2 protein-coding genes and 1 pseudogene are annotated in these 2,008 nt (G+C 54.7%); all 3 read right to left on the bottom strand.

What is annotated here, in order from left to right:
- Window positions 1–274: 274 nt before the first annotated feature.
- Window positions 275–692 (bottom strand): annotated as a pseudogene (locus BJP08_RS11655) (transposase family protein); the annotation flags it as partial.
- A 164-nt stretch (window positions 693–856) separates the two neighbouring features.
- Complete coding sequence (gene erm, locus BJP08_RS08015; protein ID WP_016459102.1) at window positions 857–1,711, bottom strand: 23S ribosomal RNA methyltransferase Erm; 855 nt, start codon at window positions 1,709–1,711, stop codon at window positions 857–859.
- Between the two features lie 99 nt (window positions 1,712–1,810).
- Complete coding sequence (locus tag BJP08_RS12000; protein ID WP_011116968.1) at window positions 1,811–1,858, bottom strand: erythromycin resistance leader peptide; 48 nt, start codon at window positions 1,856–1,858, stop codon at window positions 1,811–1,813.
- Window positions 1,859–2,008 lie beyond the last annotated feature (150 nt).

Here is a 2,008-nt window from a genome sequence, read left to right as displayed (position 1 = left end):
GGCTGCCACACCGAGGATTTCCCGTCGGGGGCTAGATATATGCTTCCGGAGCATATACTTTCCGGAAACCTACAGGTCAATCCGTGAAAATCCGCGATTCCGGACACACTTTTTGACCCTTAACCCAGATTGCACGCGTGGGGATTGAGGGTGTGAATCCCACTGTCGTGGGTTTGATGAGGTAGTCGATGTTGCGGAAGCTTTGGCATCGGCGTGCGTTGTGCTCCGTACGTTGTTTCAAAAACGGGTTTCATCAAACGGAACAAAACCTGGGACACTTCATATCCCACCCCAGGCCTAATGACTTGGGTGCAGCGGCAACGCTCATCCGATTTAGGCAGAGTCGTTGCAGGATCCAGTGGGTCACCTGGTCCGTGGTCTTTGAATTGTCGGGCGCGCAGGCAAGGCCAGCACGGAAGATCTTCTGCAAGCAACGCTTGTTGGTGCACCGGTAGCGTGGAAGGCGCACATGAAGTTGTTGGGTGGCCGACGATGGGCAGATCGACCAGGCTGCGGATGACGTGGTCGCGGAATACTCCAGGCTGCCCGCAGGTAGGGCATTCATTGATCGGCTCGACGGGTTCGGCTTCAATAACAGTGACGTCACCGTTTTCTGTGGCACCGGTGATAGTAGTTCCTAGTTTTGCGGTGCGGCAGATGGTATCGACGATGACATTTCCGTTAGGCTGCACAGTAGGTCCTTAGTTTTGTACGGATGGATTAGATACCTTTTTCCTACAAAGCCAAGGACCCCAATATCTTGTGCCACGCCCGAACCCCCGGCGAACTAATCAATGCACTCTAAAACCGGAAGAGCCCTTTTAGTACTACTGGTGGATTTCGGTTTTGGTGGGGATTAACGCCGCCGGCTTCGGTTTTTCCGTTGAGGAGGTCGTTGACTACTTCCCGATGGTGAAATGGGTCGATGGTGAGGTAGAGAGGAACCAGTCACCTGGAAGAGATCGATCCAGTCGTTGGTGTGCAATCTGGGAGGTAGGGTCGCGGGGTCGATTCCTCGCGAGCGCAACCATGATTGTGTTTCTGAACGTGATGAAAACAACCCTGCCCTTCGGAGAATTTCCCCTATCCCGCGTCCCCGGGCAGTGAAAACGGTGTGCACCATCGCCTGAAAGGCTTTGCGCTGCTCTATCGGAATCTTCGGGTCACCCACCCGGCGGATCACTAAGATCCCCCCGTCAACGTTTGGCTGTGGCCGGAAAGCAGGCCTTGGTACCCGAGAACCCAGGTGAAATGTGAACCATGGGGACCACTGAGCCGTCATCATCGTGCTTGCGCCTACCCCGGCCCGGCGGCGAGCGACTTCCCACTGCATGAGGAGTACAGCGTCAGTCCATGCTGGCGCATGCAGCAACTTTCGAAGAATGGCAGTGGTGAGGTGAAAGGGAATGTTTCCCACAATGACGCAGGGAGTGGCGGGTAACCGGAAGTTAAGGAAATCATCATGGACCACTTCGACCGCCGCCGAGGAGGTTTCTTGTGTGATTTTGGCAGCTAGTTTTGCGTCCACTTCAACTGCCGTTATCGCCCTCCCCAAGTGGGCCATCGGGTGAGTGAGGGCACCGCTTCCTGGTCCGATCTCAATGATGGGGCCGGAGGTTTGTTTCACAAGGTCGATGATGGAGTTGATGATCTTGTGGTTGGTGAGAAAATTTTGGCCATGCTCGTGACGGCCGTGTCCGTATGCAGACATCAGGTGTGCTCCTTGGATTTGAAAGGGAGCCGGGCATGACAAATAGCCGCCCGGCTAAAGGACCGGAGCGGTTTTTAACCTACGGGGTAGGAAACCGCCTTAGCGGTTGGTGCGCAACCGCAAGAAAGCGGTACCTGAAATCAACATGGGTCTAATTATATCCATTTAAAGGGTTAAGGGTCAAAATGTGTGTCTGGCTCGGCGTGTCGCGGGGGTTAGATTTGGCCTTTTTGAATGCCGATTGAGTGGGTGTAGTCGGTGTCGATAGCGTTGTCGTAGAGGGCTGGGCGTCCTGTT

It is taken from the genome of Corynebacterium sp. NML140438 (assembly GCF_001875725.1).
Lineage (GTDB): Bacteria > Actinomycetota > Actinomycetes > Mycobacteriales > Mycobacteriaceae > Corynebacterium.
The sequence above is the reverse complement of the archived record's forward strand: the minus strand, read 5'-3'. Positions and strand labels throughout refer to the sequence as shown.

Excerpts from the sequence above, each read along its gene's own strand:
- erm (WP_016459102.1), bottom strand. The coding sequence starts at position 1,711 with ATGTCTGCATACGGACACGGCCGTCACGAGCATGGCCAAAATTTTCTC.